The 19,157-nt window shown below is 67.6% G+C and carries 15 protein-coding genes; 11 read left to right on the top strand and 4 right to left on the bottom strand.

Annotated elements, in window-relative coordinates; genetic code table 11:
• Window positions 1-127: 127 nt before the first annotated feature.
• Entirely contained in the window at window positions 128-535 is a 408-nt protein-coding gene (locus tag J9314_RS05190; protein ID WP_181274655.1) for a phage holin family protein, read from the bottom strand.
• A 192-nt stretch (window positions 536-727) separates the two neighbouring features.
• A complete protein-coding gene (gene acs / locus J9314_RS05195) occupies window positions 728-2,665 on the bottom strand; it encodes an acetate--CoA ligase (protein ID WP_210604846.1) in 1,938 nt (645 codons plus the stop codon).
• Between the two features lie 338 nt (window positions 2,666-3,003).
• Here acs and J9314_RS05200 point away from each other — a divergent pair, with 338 nt between their 5' ends.
• The 9 genes from J9314_RS05200 to J9314_RS05240 all read left to right on the top strand — a co-directional run bounded on the left by J9314_RS05200 (window position 3,004) and on the right by J9314_RS05240 (window position 11,519).
• On the top strand, window positions 3,004-5,793 hold the full coding sequence (locus J9314_RS05200; protein ID WP_210604847.1) for a hypothetical protein: 2,790 nt from the start codon (window positions 3,004-3,006) through the stop codon (window positions 5,791-5,793).
• 246 nt (window positions 5,794-6,039) lie between these two features.
• Window positions 6,040-7,047 carry a septum site-determining protein Ssd gene (gene ssd, locus J9314_RS05205; RefSeq protein WP_210604848.1) on the top strand — a complete coding sequence of 336 codons (1,008 nt, stop codon included), beginning with the start codon at window positions 6,040-6,042 and terminating at the stop codon, window positions 7,045-7,047.
• Window positions 7,044-8,216 carry a TadA family conjugal transfer-associated ATPase gene (locus tag J9314_RS05210; protein WP_181274659.1) on the top strand — a complete coding sequence of 391 codons (1,173 nt, stop codon included), beginning with the start codon at window positions 7,044-7,046 and terminating at the stop codon, window positions 8,214-8,216. The genes ssd and J9314_RS05210 overlap by 4 nt, the downstream gene beginning before the upstream one ends.
• Window positions 8,213-8,908, top strand: coding sequence for a type II secretion system F family protein (locus tag J9314_RS05215; RefSeq protein WP_210604849.1), 696 nt, complete (start codon window positions 8,213-8,215; stop codon window positions 8,906-8,908). The genes J9314_RS05210 and J9314_RS05215 overlap by 4 nt, the downstream gene beginning before the upstream one ends.
• On the top strand, window positions 8,869-9,579 hold the full coding sequence (locus J9314_RS05220) for a type II secretion system F family protein (protein ID WP_246490622.1): 711 nt from the start codon (window positions 8,869-8,871) through the stop codon (window positions 9,577-9,579). The genes J9314_RS05215 and J9314_RS05220 overlap by 40 nt, the downstream gene beginning before the upstream one ends.
• A 117-nt stretch (window positions 9,580-9,696) precedes the next feature.
• Window positions 9,697-10,299 carry a GNAT family N-acetyltransferase gene (locus J9314_RS05225; protein WP_181274662.1) on the top strand — a complete coding sequence of 201 codons (603 nt, stop codon included), beginning with the start codon at window positions 9,697-9,699 and terminating at the stop codon, window positions 10,297-10,299.
• A gap of 267 nt (window positions 10,300-10,566) precedes the next feature.
• The gene (locus J9314_RS05230) at window positions 10,567-10,812 is read left to right on the top strand and encodes a DUF4244 domain-containing protein (protein ID WP_210604850.1); all 246 of its coding nucleotides are present in this window, start codon (window positions 10,567-10,569) and stop codon (window positions 10,810-10,812) included.
• Between the two features lie 6 nt (window positions 10,813-10,818).
• Window positions 10,819-11,205, top strand: a complete 387-nt coding sequence (locus tag J9314_RS05235) for a TadE family protein (protein WP_210604851.1) — start codon at window positions 10,819-10,821, stop codon at window positions 11,203-11,205.
• A complete protein-coding gene (locus tag J9314_RS05240; RefSeq protein ID WP_181274665.1) occupies window positions 11,202-11,519 on the top strand; it encodes an Rv3654c family TadE-like protein in 318 nt (105 codons plus the stop codon). The genes J9314_RS05235 and J9314_RS05240 overlap by 4 nt, the downstream gene beginning before the upstream one ends.
• Before the next feature lie 5 nt (window positions 11,520-11,524).
• Here J9314_RS05240 and J9314_RS05245 read toward each other — a convergent pair whose 3' ends face one another.
• Window positions 11,525-13,801 carry a DEAD/DEAH box helicase gene (locus J9314_RS05245; RefSeq protein WP_210604852.1) on the bottom strand — a complete coding sequence of 759 codons (2,277 nt, stop codon included), beginning with the start codon at window positions 13,799-13,801 and terminating at the stop codon, window positions 11,525-11,527.
• 34 nt (window positions 13,802-13,835) lie between these two features.
• Here J9314_RS05245 and J9314_RS05250 point away from each other — a divergent pair, with 34 nt between their 5' ends.
• A complete protein-coding gene (locus J9314_RS05250; protein ID WP_246490623.1) occupies window positions 13,836-15,407 on the top strand; it encodes a DUF7059 domain-containing protein in 1,572 nt (523 codons plus the stop codon).
• Between the two features lie 182 nt (window positions 15,408-15,589).
• On the top strand, window positions 15,590-18,469 hold the full coding sequence (gene topA / locus J9314_RS05255; RefSeq protein ID WP_210604853.1) for a type I DNA topoisomerase: 2,880 nt from the start codon (window positions 15,590-15,592) through the stop codon (window positions 18,467-18,469).
• A 140-nt stretch (window positions 18,470-18,609) separates the two neighbouring features.
• Here the strand turns inward: topA and J9314_RS05260 are convergent, their stop codons facing one another.
• Window positions 18,610-19,104 carry a GNAT family N-acetyltransferase gene (locus tag J9314_RS05260; RefSeq protein WP_210604854.1) on the bottom strand — a complete coding sequence of 165 codons (495 nt, stop codon included), beginning with the start codon at window positions 19,102-19,104 and terminating at the stop codon, window positions 18,610-18,612.
• Window positions 19,105-19,157: the final 53 nt, after the last annotated feature.

Below are 19,157 nucleotides of genomic sequence, written 5' to 3' on the forward strand. Positions count from 1 at the left end.
CTTTCGCACAGTTTGCGCTTCTTTATCGGTGCATAGTGAATACGCAAGGAGGCGCCGGACGTGATGTCCGGCGCCTCCTGTGTGTCTCGGGGGTTCTCTGGCGGTGGCTCTCAGGTGCGAAGCGTGTTCAGTACCTCGGGCCTGAGGGGTTCTTGACCGCGCGCTTGACCGAAGCGACCAGCGACTTCGCCGAGCCGATCGCCGTGCCCGGCACCGGGTTGCCCTTCTTGAACAGCGGCAGGGCGACGAGGACGAGGATGATCGCGATGACGGCGAGGATGCCGAAGACGATGAGGAAGCTGCCCCACCACGGCCAGTCGAGGCCCTCGTGGAAGGCGGCCGCGCCGGCGAAGATCACCATGAAGGAGGAGAGGAAGAGCAGGAAGAGGGCGACGATGGCGAGACCGGCGCCGATGCCCAGGTTCTTGGCTCCGGCAGTGGCCTCGGCCTTGGCCAGCGCAATCTCTTCTTCGGCGATCGCTTTGGAATCGTCGCTGATGCCTTTGATCAGTTCGCTGATCGACCGTTCGGCCATGAGTGCTCCTAAATCGAGAACGAGAGGACAATCTAACTAAAGAGTAGTCTGAAGGCGCCCTGCGGCCAAAGGCGAACCGGGCGAAAACTGAGAAAACCCGCCGGATCCGGACCGCGCAGCTGCGCTGCAGCCGTCCGTCACCGGCGGGTCGTCCTCAGCGAACGGACCGTGTCGCCGCCGAGGGGCTTCGACTCAGGACTCGGCGACCGACTTCTCGATGCCCTCCATCACCGAGGCATCGGCCAGCGTCATCGTATTGCCGACCTCTCGGTTCTCCGCGACGTCCTTGAGCAGTCGACGCATGATCTTGCCCGACCGGGTCTTCGGCAGATCGGTGACGATGTGGACCTTCTTCGGCTTCGCGATCGGACCGATGTCCTTGCCCACGTGCTGACGCAGCTCCTCGGCGGTCTCCGGGGAGTCCTCGACGCCGCCCACGACGATGACGAAGGCGATGACCGCCTGACCGGAGGTTTCGTCGGCGGCACCGACCACAGCCGCCTCGGCGACCTTGGAATGGGCGACGAGGGAGGACTCGATCTCCGCGGTCGACAGACGGTGGCCGGACACGTTCATCACATCGTCGACGCGACCCAGGAACCAGATGTCTCCGTCCTCGTCGCGGCGGGCACCGTCACCGGCGAAGTACGTGTCCTCGAACCGTGACCAGTAGGTCTCCTTGAAACGCTCCGGATCTTTCCAGATGCCGCGCAGCATCGACGGCCAGGGCTGACGGATGACGAGCAGACCGCCCTCCGGTCCGGCCGGGTTCTTCCCGGTGTCGTCGACGACATCGACGGAGATGCCGGGGATCGGGCGCTGCGAGGAACCGGGCTTCGTCGACATCACTCCGGGCAGGGGAGCGATCATGTGCGCACCGGTCTCCGTCTGCCACCAGGTGTCGACGATCGGGCAGCGCTCGCCGCCGATGACGCGGTGGTACCAGCGCCAGGCCTCGGGGTTGATCGGTTCGCCGACGCTGCCGAGCAGGCGCAGGCTGGACAGATCGTACTTGCCCGGGATCTCCTCGCCCCACTTCATGCAGGTGCGGATCGCCGTCGGGGCGGCGTAGAGGGTCGTCACCTTGTACTTCTCGACGATCTCCCACCAGCGGCCCTGGTGCGGAGTGTCGGGGGTGCCCTCGTAGACGACCTGCGTCATCCCCGCGGCCAGGGGACCATAGGCGACATAGGAGTGTCCGGTGACCCAGCCGACGTCGGCGGTGCACCAGAAGACATCGGTCTCCGGCTTCGCGTCGAAGACGGCCTTCATCGAGTACAGCACCTGCGTGAGGTAGCCGCCGGTGGTGTGGAGGATGCCCTTGGGCTTCCCCGTCGTGCCGGAGGTGTAGAGGATGAACAGCGGGTTCTCCGAGTCGAAGAACTCGCATTCGTGCTGATCGCTGGCTTTGTCCACCGTGTCGGACCACCATTTGTCGCGGCCGTCGACCCATTCGACGTCCTGACCGGTGCGGTTGACGACGATGACGTGGTCGACGGGCGTGTCACCGGCCGACAGTGCCTCGTCGACGGCCGGTTTGAGGCTGGTGGGCTTGCCTCGGCGGTAGCTGCCATCAGCGGTGATGACCACGCGTGCCTCGGCATCGATGATGCGCGAGCGCAGCGCGTCGGCGGAGAATCCGCCGAAGACGACCGAGTGGGCGGCGCCGAGGCGGGCGCAGGCGAGCATCGAGATCATCGCCTCGGGGATCATCGGCAGGTAGATGGCGACGCGGTCGCCGGCCTTGACGCCGAGATCGGTGAGCGTGTTGGCCGCCTTCGACACCTCGGCGAGGAGTTCGGCGTAGGTGAAGACGCGGGAATCGCCCGGCTCGCCCTCGAAGTTGATCGCAACGCGGTCGCCGTTGCCGGCCTCGACGTGGCGGTCGAGGCAGTTGTACGCGACATTGAGTTTGCCGCCGACGAACCACTTCGCGAACGGCGGGTTCGTCCAGTCGAGGACCTCACCGAAGTCCTCGTTCCAATCGACGAGATCACGCGACTGCTCGGCCCAGAAGCCGAGGTAGTCGGCATCGGCGCGTTCGTATTCGTCGGCCTTGACGTTGGCGGCTGCCGCGAACTGCTCGGGTGGAGCAAAGGTCTCGGTCTGCTCGGCACTGGTCTCAGTCATTCTTCCCTCCGACTTCTTTGGTGGATCGAAAATTCCTCTTGAACTGTATACCCGCAGACTCGGGACGAGACGCTGTGTTTCACCGGATGAACGGTGTGATCGGGGGTAGCCACAACGGAATCGACGTGCTATGGGTCACAGGGAGACGGTGGGGCCCCACGGTCACGGAGACCCGCCTCGGCGAGGTGAAGGCAGGGCGATTCGAACGGTTCAGAATGTGCGAACGAGTGCACAGGTGCCCTGTGTTCTGCAAGGATGGGGGTCAGAACCTGTCGGGAAACCACCTGCGCAGGCACAGTAGTACTGTTACCTTTCCCCGAGATCGAGTGGAGTAAGCGATGAGTTCGCCGCAGCATCCAACCGGGTCCGGGCCACAGCCGTGGCAGGATCAGCCCCCGCAGTACCCCGGTCAGAATCAGCAGCAGCCAGGCGGTGCGCCCGGGGGTTACGGATCGGGACCAGGACCCTACGGTGCAGCGCCCGGGCAGAACGCCTCTGCGCCGGGACCGTATGGGTCGGGGCCCGCGCAGTACGGGTCTGCTCCCGGACCGTACGGGTCCGGACCTGCTCAGTATGGCTCGGGACCCGCCCAATACGGCTCGGGACCCGGACCCTACGGTTCGGCACCCGGTCAGTTCGGCGGAGCGCCCGCGCCCAAGCAGAAGACGGGGCCGGGCCTCATCGGACCGCTGACGCTGCGTGACCTGTTCCTGCTGTTCGCCGGTCTGCTGGCACTCATCGCTCTGTTCGTGCCGTACCGCGCCTACTCGTTGGAGTCGACGACCCTGTGGCACTGGAACGTCGCCGATATGGGCGCACTCGTCTTCGCCGTGCTCACGATTCTGCTCATCGTCGCGGCCGTGCTGGTCAACAAGCTCGGCAGCGGTCGGATGCGGGTCGGATCGCTCGGACTCGACCAGCTCATCTCGGTGCTCTCGGCGATCGCGTTCACCTATGTCTTCGTCGACCTGCTCACCTCGGCCGTCTACTGGCATGTGGGCTCCTACCTGACGTTCTTCGCGGCTCTCATCGCGTTCTTCGCCGGCGTGTTCACGATGATTCCCTTCTTCGCGAAGGAATTCGACGGTCGCGAGGCCATCGAGACTCATCCCAAGGCTCGCCCGGTCGCGAAGCACACCCCGCATCCGGCCCCCGTGGCGAACGTCCCCGGCGGCAACGCCGGAGCTCCCGGCTTCGCCCCGTACGGTTCGGCTCCGGCCGGTGCCGCTCAGGGTGCTCAGTTTGGTCAGGGGCAGCCCGGACAGCCAGGGCAGGCTCAGCCTGGTCAGTTCGGCCAGCCCGGTCAGGGTGGCCAGCCGGGTCAGCCCGGTCAGGACGAATTCGGGGGATTCGGCCAGCCGGGTCAGCCCGGTCAGCCTGATGGTTCCGGTCAGTCGGGATCGGCACAGTTCGCAGCGCCCGGTCAGCCGGGTCAGCAGGACCCCACCAGCGGTCAGGGACAGTCCGGCTCCGATCAGTTCCCACAGAACCAGAACCAGTTCGGTGCTCCCGAGCAGGGACAGCAGCCGAACCCCTATGCTCCGCCGCAGCAGCAGGAGCCAGTGGGCTCAGCGAACGCCTTCGCCCCGCCGGCTGAGAGTTCCCCTGATTCTGGCGCCGATTCTGCTGTCGACTCCACGCACGGGAGTGCCGCCGGTGCTCATTCGGCCGATGCGGGAACGTCAGCGGACGACTCCGCCGACGGTGCTGTGCACAGCACCGGTGATGGGCAGACCTACCTCGGTCGTCGGGATTCGGAGGCTCCGCAGCACTCGCAGAGCGAACCGACTCAGGCCTTCGGTGTCGGGGCCGGTCGTGGTCAGTCCGACGCTCGTGCCAGTCAGTTCACCTCGGATGACGGGCACACTGCGGCAGACCGGCCGCAGGGTGATTCCGGCCAGCAGGTCTCGGAGCACAGCGACTCGGATTCCGGTGCCGCGGCAGCCGCCGCGAGCGTCGGCGTGGTCGGTGCCGGCGCCGGAGCTGTGGCCGCTGGAACCGCCGCGGCCAATGCGGACTCCGAACGCCGCCGCGGACGCCACGCCGCCCCCGAATCGGATTCCGACGAGACCGCCGATTCTGCGGCACGCCCGGGCGACGGCTCAACGGCCTCGACCACGGGTTCGGATTCTGCCCCGGCCGACGCGGCGACGGGCTCGGACTCCGTCACCACCGCCTCGGCGAAGGAAGCGGAATCACGCGCCGACGAGGAGACCCCGACGGTCGTCTCGCCCGCTGAAAGCAGCGACCTCGTCTCGAAGGTCAACTCGAAGTCCTCGGACACGAGCACACCTGCCTCCGAGGGAGTGGCCATCGGCGGTGGGGACACCGAGACGGCGGCCTCGACCGACAAGGCAGGGCGGGCCGACGAGGCAGGACGGGCCGACGAGGCAGGGAAGGCCGACTCCCCGGCGCAGCCCGTCTCCGATGAGCGCCAGACCGACGACTCGTCAGTCGGTGAGAGCCCGACAGCCGATGAGAGCTCGGCAACGGATGGGGGCACCTCGTCAGAGGCCTCGGGCGACAACGCCAACATCCGCTCCACAGAGGCGACGGTCGTCAGCAGCCCGGCAGGCGAGAACGTCGTGGCCGGGGAATCCGGGGACCAGCCGTCGTCTCGGGGCGAGAGGACCGAAGCGCCCGAGAGCGAGGAACCGACACAGTACGTTCCCGTCGCCAACTACCGCAACCGGCCCGAAACCGAGAACGACCGGCCCGAGAACGACCGGCCCGGGACCGACCGGCCCGAAACCGAGAACCAGGCGCCTGCGGTGTCGGGCTCCTCGGATGAGGACACTGTGGCGCAGACGGCCATCGACAACGAGCCCGTTCCGGCCGATGCCGGACAGGGCCCCGCCGTCGGCGGTCAGGGCCGAACCGACGCTGTCCAGAACAACTCGAACAACCCGAACAACCAGGACGGTGGACGCACCATCATCCAGGCGTTCTGGTTCGCGGTGCCCGAACCGCGCGAGGCCGTCGACCCGACAACCGGGATGCCGGTGTTCACGATCTATCCCGGCGACTGGTACCTCAGTCTCGAGGACAACGGTTCCTGGTTCAAGGTCCGTGACACCGACGGCCGCGAAGGCGTTCTGCGCAACATCGACGGTATCCAGCGCGGCTGATCGTGCCGGGGCCGACTCGGACGCCTCAGCTGTGGACGCAGCTCGCACCGAACGGCCCTCAGCCGGCTCACACCAGCTGAGCCGCAGCGACCGACACCGTCGCTGACCAGGGCCGAAGGTCCGCAACGCGCCGAAGGGGCGTCTCCTGTGACTCGAACTCACAGGAGGCGCCCCTTCGTTGTCCTCGTCCACAGGCACCGACTCCGACCTGGCCCGGCACACCCAGCCGCCGACAGGCTTCATGCCATGCAGGTAGCCCTCATCACCGACCTCGGCGCAATCACCGAAGAATGCGCCCGCGTCGCCGAAAGCATCGGCGTCACCCTCACCGTCCTGCCGCCCGACTCCGGAGGCTGGCAGTCGGCCTCCCTCATCCTCCTCGGCGAGGATGTGAAGGAAGCCCCCGCCACGGACCGAGCCGACCGGATCCTCGTCGTCCTCGACGGCGACGAACCCGGCTCGACCTGGGCGAAGGCGAGCCACCTCGGCGTCGATCAGCTCGCCGTGCTGCCGGCGGCGGCCGAATGGCTGAGCGGGCGGATGATCGCCGCCATCGAACCCCCGGTCGCCCCGGGAACCACGGTCGGCGTCGTCGCCGGATGCGGCGGGGCCGGAGCCTCGGTGCTGGCCTGCGCGCTCGCCCGCCGGGCCGCCGCCGACAGCAGCGCCGTCCTCGTCGACGCCGACCCCTTGGGCGGCGGACTCGACCTCGTCCTCGGAGCCGAACAGGTGCCCGGGCCCCGGTGGACCGACCTCAGCGCCTCCCGCGGTCAGCTGCGCCCGTCGACCCTGGCCGATGCCCTGCCCCGCCACGACGGGCTCGCCCTCCTGTCCTGGGGACGCGACGACACCGTCGACCTCGACCCGGACGTCTTCGACGACTTCCTCGCCGCCGCCGGTCAGGCCTTCGACCTCGTCATCGTCGACCTGCCCCGCCACGCCCCACCTCAATGGACGCGGCGCTGCCACCACGTGCTGCTCGTCTCCCCGGCCAGGGTACGATCGGCCGTCGCCGCCTCCCAGGTCGCCAAACGCCTTTCCCAAGCCCACCCGGATGTCCGCCTCGTCGTCCGCGAGACCGGGGCCGGCGGACTCGACGCCGAACTCCTCGCCGACTCCATCGGGCTGAGCCTGGCCGGAAGCATCCGCGACGACCGCGGCCTGTCCGCCGCCGTCGACCGTGGGGAGGGCATCCCCGGAGGCGCCCACCTCGGCCGCCTCGTCGACCGTCTGCTGGGGGAGTGGGTGGAATGAGCGAATGGCTCGACGCCTCCCTCGTCGCCGACGTCCGCAAGACCCTGCTCGACAAACCGGGACCGGTGACCACCGCTGCCGTCGCCGAGGCGGTCCAACGCACCGGCCGGGTCCTCGGGTCGGCCGCCCTGCTCGAATTGGTCACCCGCCTCTCCGCGCAGCTGTCCGGGGCCGGGCCCCTGCAGTCCGTGCTCGAGGTCCCCGGCACCACCGACGTGTTCGTCAACGGACCGCGGGAGATCTTCGCCGACACCGGCGACGGTCCCCGTCTGCTCGACCTCTCGCTCGGTTCCGAGGACGAGGTGCGGTCCCTGGCGGTGCGGCTGGCCGCGCTCGGTGGGCGCCGCCTCGACGATTCGAGTCCCTATGTCGATGTGCGTCTGCCCGACGGGGTGCGGATGAACGCGATCGTCCCGCCGATCTCCGGCGAGACCACGACGATCTCCTTCCGCGTGCCCAAACGCTCCGGGTTCCCCTTCGCGGTGCTCTGCGCCGACGGCTTCATCCCTGACGAGATCAGCCCGCTCATCGCCGAGGCGGTCACCGCACGGGCGAACATCCTCATCTCTGGCGGCACGGGCACGGGGAAGACGGTCCTCCTCGGTGCCCTGCTCACCCTCGTCGAGGACATCCAGCGCATCGTCATCGTCGAGGACTCCCGTGAGCTCATCGTCGCCCATCCCCACGTCGTCCAGCTCGCCGCCCGCCAGGCCAATGTCGAAGGCGGCGGCGAGGTGACCCTGACCGATCTCGTCCGCAATGCCCTGCGGATGCGCCCGGACCGCCTCGTCGTCGGGGAGTGCCGCGGGGCCGAGGTCAGGGACATGCTCACCGCGCTCAACACCGGCCACGAGGGCGGGTGCGCGACGATCCACGCGAACACCGCCGATGCTGTGCCCAGCCGTGTGGCCGCCCTGGGTGCGCTGGCGCACATGAGCCCCGAGGCGGTGTATTCGCAGTTCTCCACCGCCATCGATCTCGTCGTCCATCTGCGCAGGTCAGGGTCCGACCGTGGGGTCACCGAACTGGCGATTCCGACGCGGACGAGCACCGATGGGGTGGTGATGGAACCCGTGTGGGGCAGACCTTCTCCGTCGTCGCCGGGCACCGTCAACCGTCGTGCCCTGGCCCGGTTCGAAGCCGTGCTCGAACAGAAGTCCGCCGGATGATCGTTCTCACCGCCGTCCTCGTGGCCGTCGGGGTCATCCTCACCGCCCTACCGGACCCGGGCGCCCGTCTGCGCGAACTCCTTCGCCGAAGCGGCCGCGAGGAATCTCCTCGATGGTCCCCTCTTCGACTCCTGCGCCGAGGCGGCAGTGTCGAGGACGCGCAGAGCGAGAGACTGTGGGCGATCGCCGCGGTCGAGAACTGCGCCCACCTGCTCAAGGTCGGGATGACCCCGCAGGCGGTGATGGCGACCTTGAGTCGGCAGAACGATGCCCTGTCACCGATATCGCGGGCCATCTCGCTGGGCGAGGAGCCCGGCCGGGCGATTGCCACCCGCAGCGTCGGACTGCCGGCACCCGCCGCCGAGGTGCTCGCCGGCATGGCTGCGGTGTGGACGGTCTCCGAACGTTCCGGGGCGCCGGCGGCCGAGATGATTCTGCGGTATGCCGCCGCCCAACGCGATGCCCTGGATGCGGAGCGGGAACGTCAGATCGCCATGGCCGGGCCGAAATCGACAGTGCGGGTGCTCAGCTGGCTGCCGCTCATCGGCATCGGCCTGGGACTGCTCATCGGCGTCAGACCGGTCGAATTGGTCTCCGGTCTGCCCGGTCAGCTGAGCATCGGCGGAGGAATCGTCCTCTACGTGCTCGGTCGATGGTGGATGCGGACCATGATGCTGCGGGCACAGCGGTGAGCGTCATGGGACCCGTGCTCATCGGCATCCTCGTCGCCCTCGCAGTGCTGCTGTGGTCGAGCTCGACCGGCGGTCGACTGCAGGGCCTGCTCGGTGCTGGGAGAATCGGCAGCGGTGCGGGCGCGAGCGGGAGTGGTGCCGGTGCTGGGGACAGGGCTCGCCGCGGTGGCGGTGCCGGTGACGTCGGAACCCGCGAGGATGCCGGTAGGGACGAATCTGGAGCTGTTCGCGCCGGCACTCCTGCGGCCGTGGCCGATGATCAGCTGGCCTTCGATCTCGACCTTGTGGCGATCTGCCTGACCTCGGGACTGCCGATCCCTGTGGCACTGACGCTGACGGCCGACGCCACGGGAGACCGCTCTGGTCTGCAGCGCATCGGACGGGCGATGACGATCGGTGGGAAGAAGCTCGCCGAGGACGACCGGCTGCTGCCCGTGCTCGAAGTCTTCGAGTTCTCCGAACACACCGGAGTCGGCCCCGCACCGCTCATCGAATCCGTGGCCAAGGAGCTGCGTGACTCCTCCCGCAGACGACGTCAGGAGGCCGCCGCGGCACTCGGAGTGAGGCTGGTGCTGCCCCTGGGCGTGTGCATCCTGCCGGCGTTCCTGCTGCTGTCGGTCGTGCCCGTCGTCATCTCCCTTCTCTCGGATCTCACTGCGGTCTTCCTCTGAACCCTGACCGATGCTTCTGGGCCCTGACTGGTTCTTCCGAGCCCTGCACGCTTCCTCCGAGCCCTGCACGGCGGTGGTATTGAACCGGTTTTCAGATTCGGCCGGTAGGGTCGGCGTATGGCACAGGTAACACCCTTCAATCAGCTGTCCGATGTCGAACAGGCCGAAGACTACGCCGAAAACCTCTTCGTCGGCCGAACCGTGCGACTGCGTCCTCTGCGTGAGGAGGACCTGCCCTACCTCGAACAGTGGTGGTTCGATCCCTCGATCGTCGTCCTGCAGAACCACACGATTCTGCCGCGGCCCGAAGGCGGGGTCTCCGAACAGTTCTCCCAGTGGAGCGCGAACACCTCGAGCGAGGCCGTGGGCTTGAGCATCGAACTGATCGAGACCGAGGAGTTCGTCGGTCACGTCACCCTCTACGGACGCAATCCGATCAACCAGTCCGCGACCCTGGCGATCGTCCTGGGTCCGGAGTTCCACGGTCGCGGGTACGGCTCCGATGCGGTGCGGTTGGCTGTGAAGTACGGGTTCCTCCAGTTGGGACTCAACCGCATCGAGCTGCAGACGTGGGCGTTCAACACCCGCGGAATCGCCTCATACACGAAGGCCGGATTCGTCGAGGAAGGACGTCGACGCGAGGCCGTGTTCTTCAACGGACGCCGCCACGACGAGGTGATCATGGCCATTCTCCGAGATGACTGGGCCGGAAACACCTGAGCCGCCCAGGAGTCGGGCTCAGCGGCCGCGGCAACGGCCGGCCTCGGCAGCCGCACCATCCGTCGGCTTCGGACCGAACCCGCCGATCAGGCGGTCACTCACACGCCGATGACTGTGGACACCGCCGCGACTCGAACGTGATCTGCCTGTGGACGACGAAACGGTATCCACAGGCTCAACTCCGACCCTGGACAGCCCCGCCTCCTGCCTCCCAGGCTGAAGGTCCGCTTGCAGAGCGCGAGCGGATCCGCAGCCAAGGAGGAGAACATGAGCACCACGTCACCGCCCCCGGAGATCGCCGACCTATCGGACGAGCCGATCGAATCGGCCCCTGAGAATCTCGGCATCGACGAGTTCTGGGGAGACGACACCGGAGCGACCACCGCCGAATACGCGATCACCACGCTTGCCGCCTGCGGATTCGCAGCCCTGCTCGTCGTGATCCTCAAATCCGAACCGATCAAGGAACTCGTCACCGGGGTCATCCAGACCGCGCTCGGACTGGGAAGCTGAACCGAGATGAACCGGCGAGGCTCCCGTGCTGTCGACGACAGGCAGGGCCGTGACGCGGGCACGGCGACGGCCGAATTCGCCGTCGTCATGCCCGCCATCGTCCTGCTCATCGTTCTGCTCACGGGAGCCGCCGCGGTCGGCTTCTCCCAGCTGCGAGCCTTCGACGCGGCACGCTCGGCGGCCCGTGAGATCGCCCGCGGCGAGTCGCAGGCGGCCGTCGTCGCCGAAGCGAAGAAGCACGCAGGGGAGGCCTCATCGGTCACCGTCCGTGCCGACGGCGGCTATTCCGTCGTCACCGTGACCATCCGTCTGCCGGCCGCGATCTTCTTCTTCGACACCGTCGATGCCGCCGCCACCGCCAGATACGAAGGGGACCGAGGAGGAACGTCATGACGAACATCGTCGTAGGACTGTGCTCGATCATCCTCGTCCTCGTCACCGCGATCGGCAGTCTCGGGCAGGCGTTCGTCGCTCACAGTCGAGCCCAGAGTGCCGCCGACCTGGCGGCGCTGGCCGCCGCCGATGCCGTGCGCGGACTCGCGACCGGCGAGCCCTGTGAGATCGCGAAGGAGGTGGCTGAGCGCAACGGCGGTAGGCTCGGCGACTGTCGGGCGTCGATGAGCGAACAGTCCGCCTACGTCGTCGTCGAGGTCGACATCCCGGGACCGCTGCCGAAGGTCAGGGAGAAGGCTGTGGCGGGCAAGTAGAGCCGTCACTGCAGCACGGTGCGCAGCAGGCGCAGCGCGGCGTCCTTCTCCAAGGGTTCATTGCCGTTGCCGCATTTCGGTGACTGCACGCAGGAGGGGCAGCCGTCGATGCACTCACACGCCGCGATGGCATCCCGTGTTGCGGCCAGCCAGTCTTCGATGACCTCGCTGCCGCGTTCGGCGAAACCGGCACCCCCGGCCAACCCGTCGTAGACGAACACGGTCGCCAGGCCGGTATCGGCATGCAGCGCCGTCGACACCCCGCCGATGTCCCACCGGTCGCAGCCGGCGAAGAGGGGCAGCAGCCCGATCGAGGCATGCTCAGCGGCATGGACGGCTCCGGGCAGGTCACCGGAGGCGACCTCGGCCTCATCGAGGACCGTCTGCGGGATCGTCCACCACACGGCCTTCGTCTGCAGGGTGCGTTCGGGCAGGTCGAGTTCGTGCTCGGCGATGATCGCCCCACCGCGCTTCGCTCGCATCCGGTAGGCCACGACCTGGTCCTTGACGTCGACGGTCCCGCTGCACACTGCCACTCCAGAGGGCAGCACCCGCTGCGCGTCGGTGTCGACGATCTCGATCTCCGTGGCCGAACGTGGCTGCGTCGTGTAATCGACCTCGCTGCGTTCGACCAAGACGATGCGTTCGTCGAGGTCGAGATCGAGGACGGTGAAGTCGACGCCCTGATGCGTATACACCGCACCCGGATGGGCGCCGGTGTGCGCCCCAGACTCGTCGACGGTGCCCAACAGTGTGCCCGTGCTCGACTCGACGAGGCGGAACTGTCCACCCCCGGCCCCGCGGATGTCGGAGAGATCCGTCGCCGGTTCGTCCTTGGCCCAGAACCATCCGGTGGGCCGTGCCCGCAGCATCTTCCGCTCGACGAGGTCGTCGATGACCTCACGCGCATTGTCCGGGAAGTGCATGAGATCGCCTGCCTTCAGAGGCACCTCGGCGGCGGCCGCGCACAGATGCCCGGAGAGCACGTGCGGATTGCCCGGGTGGATGACCCCGGCATCGACGGGGGAGTCGAAGATGACCTCGGGATGGTGGACGACGTACGTATCCAGCGGGTCATCGCGGGCGATGAACACAGCCATCCACCGCTGCCCGGCCCTCCCGGCCCGCCCCGCCTGCTGCCACAGGGAGGCCAGGGTGCCCGGCCAGCCGGAGATGATGACGAGGTCGAGACCGGAGATGTCGATGCCCAACTCCAGGGCGTTCGTCGAGGCCACCGCCAGCAGCTGACCCGACCGCAGAGCGGTCTCGAGCATCCGCCGCTCCTCGGCCAGGTACCCGCCCCGGTAGGCGGCGACCTTCCCGGTCAGTGAGTCATCGACCGCTCCGACCTGATCGCGGACGGTCTGCGCGAGCGCCTCGGTGCCGCGGCGGGAGGCGATGAACGTGATCGAACGGTAGCCTGCGCACATCGCATCGGTGATGATGTCTGCGGCCTCGACCAGCCCGCTGCGCCGATCCCCGCCGGGCGAGACCGGAGGCTCCCACAGGGCGAAGCTGCCGGCGGCCCGCGGGGAGGAATCGAGGCTCACGGCGTGAGCGGGCCGACCGGTGAGCTTCGCGAACGCCGCATCCGGATCCGCCATCGTCGCCGAGGCCCCGATGACGACCGGCGACGCCCCGTAGTGCGCGGCGATGCGCAGCAGGCGACGGAGGATGAGGGCGACATGAGAGCCGAAGACTCCACGGTACCGGTGGGCTTCGTCGATGACGATGAAGCGCAGATTCTTGAACATCCGGGTGAAGCGTTCGTGCTGGGGCAGGATCGACCGGTGGAGCATGTCCGGGTTGGTGAAGATGATGTTCGCATGCCGCCGGGCCCAGTCCTTCGACGCCTGCGAGGTGTCCCCGTCGTAGGCCGCCGGTCGCATGCCCTGGATGATGAATCGCTCCAGTTTCGCCAGCTGATCGGCGGCCAGTGCTTTCGTCGGGGCGATGTAGATCGCTGAGGCGGTGCGCAGCTTGTCCCGCGTGGCCTGGACGGATTCGAGCACCGGCAGCCAGAACCCCAGGGACTTGCCCGAGGCGGTGGGGGTGGCGATGACGACATCGGATCCGCCCCTGGCGGCGGTCGCGGCCTCGAGCTGGTGCTGCCACAGGGCGTCGACGCCGATCGCATGGCAGGCGTGCTTGAGCTCCTCGTCGATCCAGTCCGGCCAGGCGGCATCGGACTCGAAGCGCTGCGGGACGTCGCGGACGTGGACGATGCGCTCATCCCGGGCACCGAAACCGGTGACGATGTCGAGGAGAGCAGAGGAGGCCATGGGTCAATTATGGCGCAGTCGTTAGGATTCTTCTGTGACCGATCTACCGCTGACCCGCCTGGGCGAGACCCTCTACCGTGCCGGCTACACCGAACCGCGACTGCGACAGCTCTGGGGTGGGCCGACCTCGGAGGCGCTGCTGCGCAATGACGCCGCACCTGCCATCCGCGCCTGCTCACGTCTGCTCGCAGATGACGCGACCGCATCCGCCGACCGGGGGCTGGCCGGCCTGGCGCTGCTCTTCCACCTCCACCGCAGCGTCGAGATCGAGACGATCCGCACCGTGCTGGGGGAGTCCTTCGACACCGCCGCCGAGGCGGGGCTGATCGAGATCACCGACGCCGAGGTCTGCGCCCCGTTCGCGCTGACCCCCTATGACCTCCCCGTCGGCGTCCCGCGAGGCTTCAGGCCAGGCGATGAGAACCTCTACCTCGTGGCCGACCACGGCACTCTGACCAACCCCGACGTCCTCGACGGGGAGTTCGTCCTCGGACTCGGCGGGGCCGGGCGCACCCTCGTGTCCATCACCCCGCGTGAACCGGTCGAACTGGCCGCCGACATCGGCACCGGCTGCGGCATCCAGGCCCTGCTGCTGGCCCGCCACAGCCAGAAGGTCATCGCCACCGACATCTCCCACCGCGCCCTGCACCTGGCGTCCCTGTCGGCGCAGATCAACGGGGTGGACACCATCGACTTCCGCCACGGATCCCTGCTCGAACCGCTGCATGAGAGGGTCGACCTCCTCGTGTCCAACCCTCCCTTCGTCATCACCCCGCGCAGCACTGACACCACGTTCGAATACCGCGACGGCGGAATGACCGGCGACGCCCTCGTCCGGGCCCTCTTCGCCCGAATCCCCACCGTCCTCGCCCCCGGCGGACGCAGCGTCTGCCTCGGCAACTGGGAGACCACCTCGGGCAGCGGGGACGGGCCGGAGACCTGGGTGAGCGAGGACGACACCTCCGTGTTCGTCATCGAACGCGAAGCCCTCGACCCCGTCGCCTACGCCGAGACCTGGGTCCGTGACGGCGGCATCCCGCGAGCCAGCGACTCCTGGAACACCGCCGTGACCGACTGGCTCGACGACTTCGACGCTCGAGCTGTGGAGGAGATCGTCTTCGGGTACGTGCTCATGGTCCGGGCCGATAACGATGTGCCAACGATTGACACCGGCACATTCAAGACCAGTGTGCGGATCACCTCGGCGCCGGCGAACAATCCGCACGGACTCGCCGAATTCCTCACCACGGTCATCGCCATCCGCACCTGGTTGGCCGGGGCCGGGCCCGAGGAGATCGCTCAGACCGCCTTCACCCGGTCACCGGACCTCGTCGAACACCGCCATTTCGTGCCCGGTGAGTCGGAACCGAGTTCGATCACCCTGGAACAGGGGATCGGCTTCGGGCAGGTCTTCGACCTCGACACGGCCTTGGCCGGGTTCGTGTCCGTGGCCGACGGATCGCTCACGCTGCGGCAGACGGCAGGTGCCCTTGCGCAGCTGCTCGAGGTGGATGCCACGGCCTTGGAAGACCAGCTGATCGCCCAGGTCAGAGCCCTGGCCGCGGCAGGGGCCCTGTTGCCCGGAAGCGGCCCCGAGGACGGCTGAGCGACGTGGCGGGATGAGGAAGAGTGACTCGACCGGTCGAGGAATAGGGATAGGATCGAAAACCGTTGACGCCGTGTCCGGCCTGGTCGGCCCGATGCGGAGCAGGCCCGAACAACAGTGTTACATTGGGCCGGATCGTCCGTTGCATGAAGCAGCAGGTGCCGTGAGAGGAATGTGAAAGCGTGACCACAACCGAGAAGAAGCCCCGTCGCCTCGTCATCGTCGAGTCTCCGACGAAGGCGCGAACGATCGTGGGATACCTCGGCGACGGTTATGACGTCGAGGCCTCAGTCGGCCACATCCGCGACCTGCCTACCCCCTCGGAACTGCCCGCGGATATGAAGAAGGGGCCGTACGGGAAGTTCGCGGTCGACGTCGACAACGGCTTCGACCCCTACTACCGGGTCGACCCGGGCAAGAAGAAGAAGGTCACCGAACTCAAGCGCCTGCTCAAGGACGCCGACGAACTCTATCTGGCAACGGATGAGGACCGCGAGGGAGAGGCCATCGCGTGGCACCTGCTCGAGGTGCTCAAGCCGAAGATCCCCGTCAAGCGCATGGTCTTCCACGAGATCACCCCCGAAGCGATCGAACGGGCACTTGAGAACACCCGCGACATCGACACCTCACTCGTCGACGCGCAGGAGACCCGCCGCATCCTCGACCGTCTCTACGGCTATGAGGTCTCACCTGTGCTGTGGCGCAAGATCCGAGCGGGCCTCTCCGCCGGACGAGTGCAGTCCGTGGCCACCCGCCTCGTCGTCGAACGCGAACGCGAACGCATGGCGTTCGTGCCGGCCGACTACTGGGACCTCGACATCGACCTCGGCCTGCCCGACGGGACGAACCCGTTCGCCGCGAACCTCACCACCCTCGACGGGTCACGGGTCGCCACCGGCAGGGACTTCAACGACAAGGGCCAACTGAAGACCACCTCGGCGACGGTCGTCGACCAGGCCCGTGCGGAAGCGCTGGCCACGGAACTGAACGGCACCGCGAAGGACGCGCTGACCGTGACCGCGGTGGAGTCGAAGCCCTACTCCCGCCGCCCGGCCGCACCGTTCACCACCTCGACGCTGCAGCAGGAGGCCGGCCGCAAGCTGCGCATGAGCGCCCGCCAGGCGATGCGCACCGCGCAGTCGCTGTACGAACACGGCTACATCACGTACATGCGTACGGACTCCTCGGCACTGTCCGGTCAGGCCATCGCGGCCGCCCGGAAGCAGGTGACCGAACTCTACGGCCCCGAATTCGTGCCGCAGTCGCCGCGCCAGTACGCGAGCAAGCAGAAGTCCGCGCAGGAGGCCCACGAGGCGATCCGCCCCGCCGGTGACTCCTTCCGGACCCCGGCCCAGGTGTCCAAGCAGCTCAGCGGGGACGAATTCCGTCTCTACGACCTCATCTGGAAGCGCACCGTTGCCAGCCAGATGGCCGACGCGAAGGGCAAGACCGCGACCATCAAGGTCAGCGCCGCACTCGCGAACGGCCACGAGGCCGGCTTCAGCGCGAGTGGCACCGTCATCACCTTCCGCGGCTTCCTCGCCGCCTACGAAGAGGGCACCGACGCCTCCCGGTATGACACGAAGTCCGGGGAATCGCGACTGCCGCAGGTCGAAGAGGGTCAGACGCTGTCGGTCGTCAAGGCCGAAGCCGACGGGCACACCACCGCACCGCCGCCGCGCTTCACCGAGGCCAGCCTCGTCAAGCAGCTCGAAGAGCTCGGCATCGGCCGTCCCTCGACGTACGCGGCGACGATCTCGGTCATCCAGGACCGCGGCTACGTGACCACGCGCGGAAACGCCCTGGTGCCCAGCTGGTTGGCGTTCTCCGTCGTCCGCCTGCTCGAAGAGCACTTCACCGGGCTCGTCGACTATGCGTTCACCGCCGATCTCGAGTCCGAACTCGACCGCATCGCGATGGGCGAAGAGGACCGCAACGACTGGTTGGCCGGGTTCTACTTCGGCGACCAGACGCAGGACCGGGAAGGTCTCAAGGCGATCGTCGACGACCTGGGCGACATCGACGCCCGCGAGGTCAACACCGTGGCCATCAGCGAGGGTGTGAACCTCCGCGTGGGTCGCTACGGCCCCTACCTCGAGGTGGTCTCGGGAGCCGAGGGCGAAGACCCGAAGCGGGTCTCCGTGCCCGAGGATCTCGCCCCCGATGAGCTGACGGCGGCGAAGGCGGCCGAGCTCATCGAGACCCAGGGCGGTGAGGACCGCGAACTCGGCGTCGACCCGGAGACCGGGCACACCATTGTGGCGAAGAACGGCCGCTTCGGTCCCTATGTCTCCGAGGTGCTTCCCGAGTCCGAGGAGAAGCCGAAGCGTGGTGCCAAGAAGCCGAAGCCGCGCACCGGTTCTCTGTTCAAGTCGATGGATCTCGACACGATCGACCTCGAGACCGCGCTCAAGCTGCTCAGCCTGCCGCGCGTCGTCGGCCAGGACGAAGAGGGCACGGACATCACCGCGCAGAACGGTCGCTACGGCCCGTACCTGAAGAAGGGCACCGACTCCCGGTCGCTGACCGAGGAGGAGCAGATCTTCACCATCACCCTCGACGAGGCGCTGAAGATCTACGCCGAACCCAAGCAGCGCGGCGGTCGCCGTGCCGCGGCACCGCTGAAGGAACTCGGCGAGGACCCGGAGACGAAGAAGCCCGTCGTCGTCAAGGACGGCCGCTTCGGCCCCTACGTCACCGACGGGGAGACGAACGCGACCCTGCGCAAGGACGACTCCGTCGAGGCCGTGACCCTCGAACGCGCCGCGACCCTGCTGGCCGAGAAGCGAGCCAAGGGACCGGCGAAGAAGAAGGCACCGGCCAAGAAGACCGCGGCGAAGAAGGCTCCTGCGAAGAAAACGACCGCGGCGAAGACGACAGCCTCGAAGTCGACGGCTTCCAAGTCGACGACCGCGAAGAAGTCGACGACCGCGAAGTCAACTGCGGCGAAGAGCACTGCCGCGAAGAAGACCACGGCGGGCAAGACCACTGCGAGCAAGACTGCGGCGAGCAAGACCACCGCAGCGAAGAAGACGAGCTCGGCGAAGCCGAAGACTCCCTGAGCCGCTGACCGCCGTGTGCACGTCGTTGTTTGGTCATTCCAATGTGTTTTCAGCGTCGAAAACACGTTGGAATGACCAAACAACGGCGGTTTCTCGAGACTTACCTTGGCATAGAGGCCACCAGAGCTGCAGCTTCCGCGTCAGCTGCTCACTGAGTCAGCGAACTCCTTAAGCGCCTCCCCATCGAGGCGGTAGGTCTCCCACTCGTCCTGTGCCTTCGCACCGAGCGATTCGTAGAACCCGATCGAGGGGGTGTTCCATTTGAGGACGCACCACTCGAGGCGGGTGTATCCCCGCTCCCGGCAGATCCGGGCGAGCCGACCGAGCAGCGCCGTGCCGGCACCGGACCCGCGACGGGAGGGGGAGACGAACAGGTCCTCGAGCCAGATGCCGTTCTTACCGGTCCAGGTGGAGAACGTGTGGAACCAGATCGCGATGCCGATGATCTGCCCATCCACCTCGGCGACGAGCCCGAAGGTGTTCGGGTGACCGTCGGCGGGGAACATCACCGCAGCGAAGTCCGCCTCCGTGGCCTCCACCGCGTCCGGTTCCTTCTCGTACTCGGCCAGCCCATGGACGAGCCGGAGAATTTCGGGCAGATCCCCAGGCGTGGCTTCACGGACGGTGACGGTCATCGATGCTCCTCTGGGATTCTGGAGTTCTGAGATTCTGATGTGGTGGGTTGCCG

Origin of the sequence: Brevibacterium oceani (assembly GCF_017948325.1) — a bacterium.
Taxonomy (GTDB): domain Bacteria; phylum Actinomycetota; class Actinomycetes; order Actinomycetales; family Brevibacteriaceae; genus Brevibacterium; species Brevibacterium oceani.

Coding starts and splice junctions, on each gene's coding strand:
- J9314_RS05225 (WP_181274662.1), top strand. CDS start 9,697: ATGGCACAGGTAACACCCTTCAATCAGCTGTCCGATGTCGAACAGGCC.
- J9314_RS05210 (WP_181274659.1), top strand. CDS start 7,044: ATGAGCGAATGGCTCGACGCCTCCCTCGTCGCCGACGTCCGCAAGACC.
- J9314_RS05245 (WP_210604852.1), bottom strand. CDS start 13,801: ATGGCCTCCTCTGCTCTCCTCGACATCGTCACCGGTTTCGGTGCCCGG.
- J9314_RS05215 (WP_210604849.1), top strand. CDS start 8,213: ATGATCGTTCTCACCGCCGTCCTCGTGGCCGTCGGGGTCATCCTCACC.
- J9314_RS05240 (WP_181274665.1), top strand. CDS start 11,202: ATGACGAACATCGTCGTAGGACTGTGCTCGATCATCCTCGTCCTCGTC.
- J9314_RS05230 (WP_210604850.1), top strand. CDS start 10,567: ATGAGCACCACGTCACCGCCCCCGGAGATCGCCGACCTATCGGACGAG.
- ssd (WP_210604848.1), top strand. CDS start 6,040: ATGCAGGTAGCCCTCATCACCGACCTCGGCGCAATCACCGAAGAATGC.
- J9314_RS05220 (WP_246490622.1), top strand. CDS start 8,869: ATGGTGGATGCGGACCATGATGCTGCGGGCACAGCGGTGAGCGTCATG.
- J9314_RS05235 (WP_210604851.1), top strand. CDS start 10,819: ATGAACCGGCGAGGCTCCCGTGCTGTCGACGACAGGCAGGGCCGTGAC.
- J9314_RS05190 (WP_181274655.1), bottom strand. CDS start 535: ATGGCCGAACGGTCGATCAGCGAACTGATCAAAGGCATCAGCGACGAT.
- J9314_RS05200 (WP_210604847.1), top strand. CDS start 3,004: ATGAGTTCGCCGCAGCATCCAACCGGGTCCGGGCCACAGCCGTGGCAG.
- J9314_RS05260 (WP_210604854.1), bottom strand. CDS start 19,104: ATGACCGTCACCGTCCGTGAAGCCACGCCTGGGGATCTGCCCGAAATT.
- acs (WP_210604846.1), bottom strand. CDS start 2,665: ATGACTGAGACCAGTGCCGAGCAGACCGAGACCTTTGCTCCACCCGAG.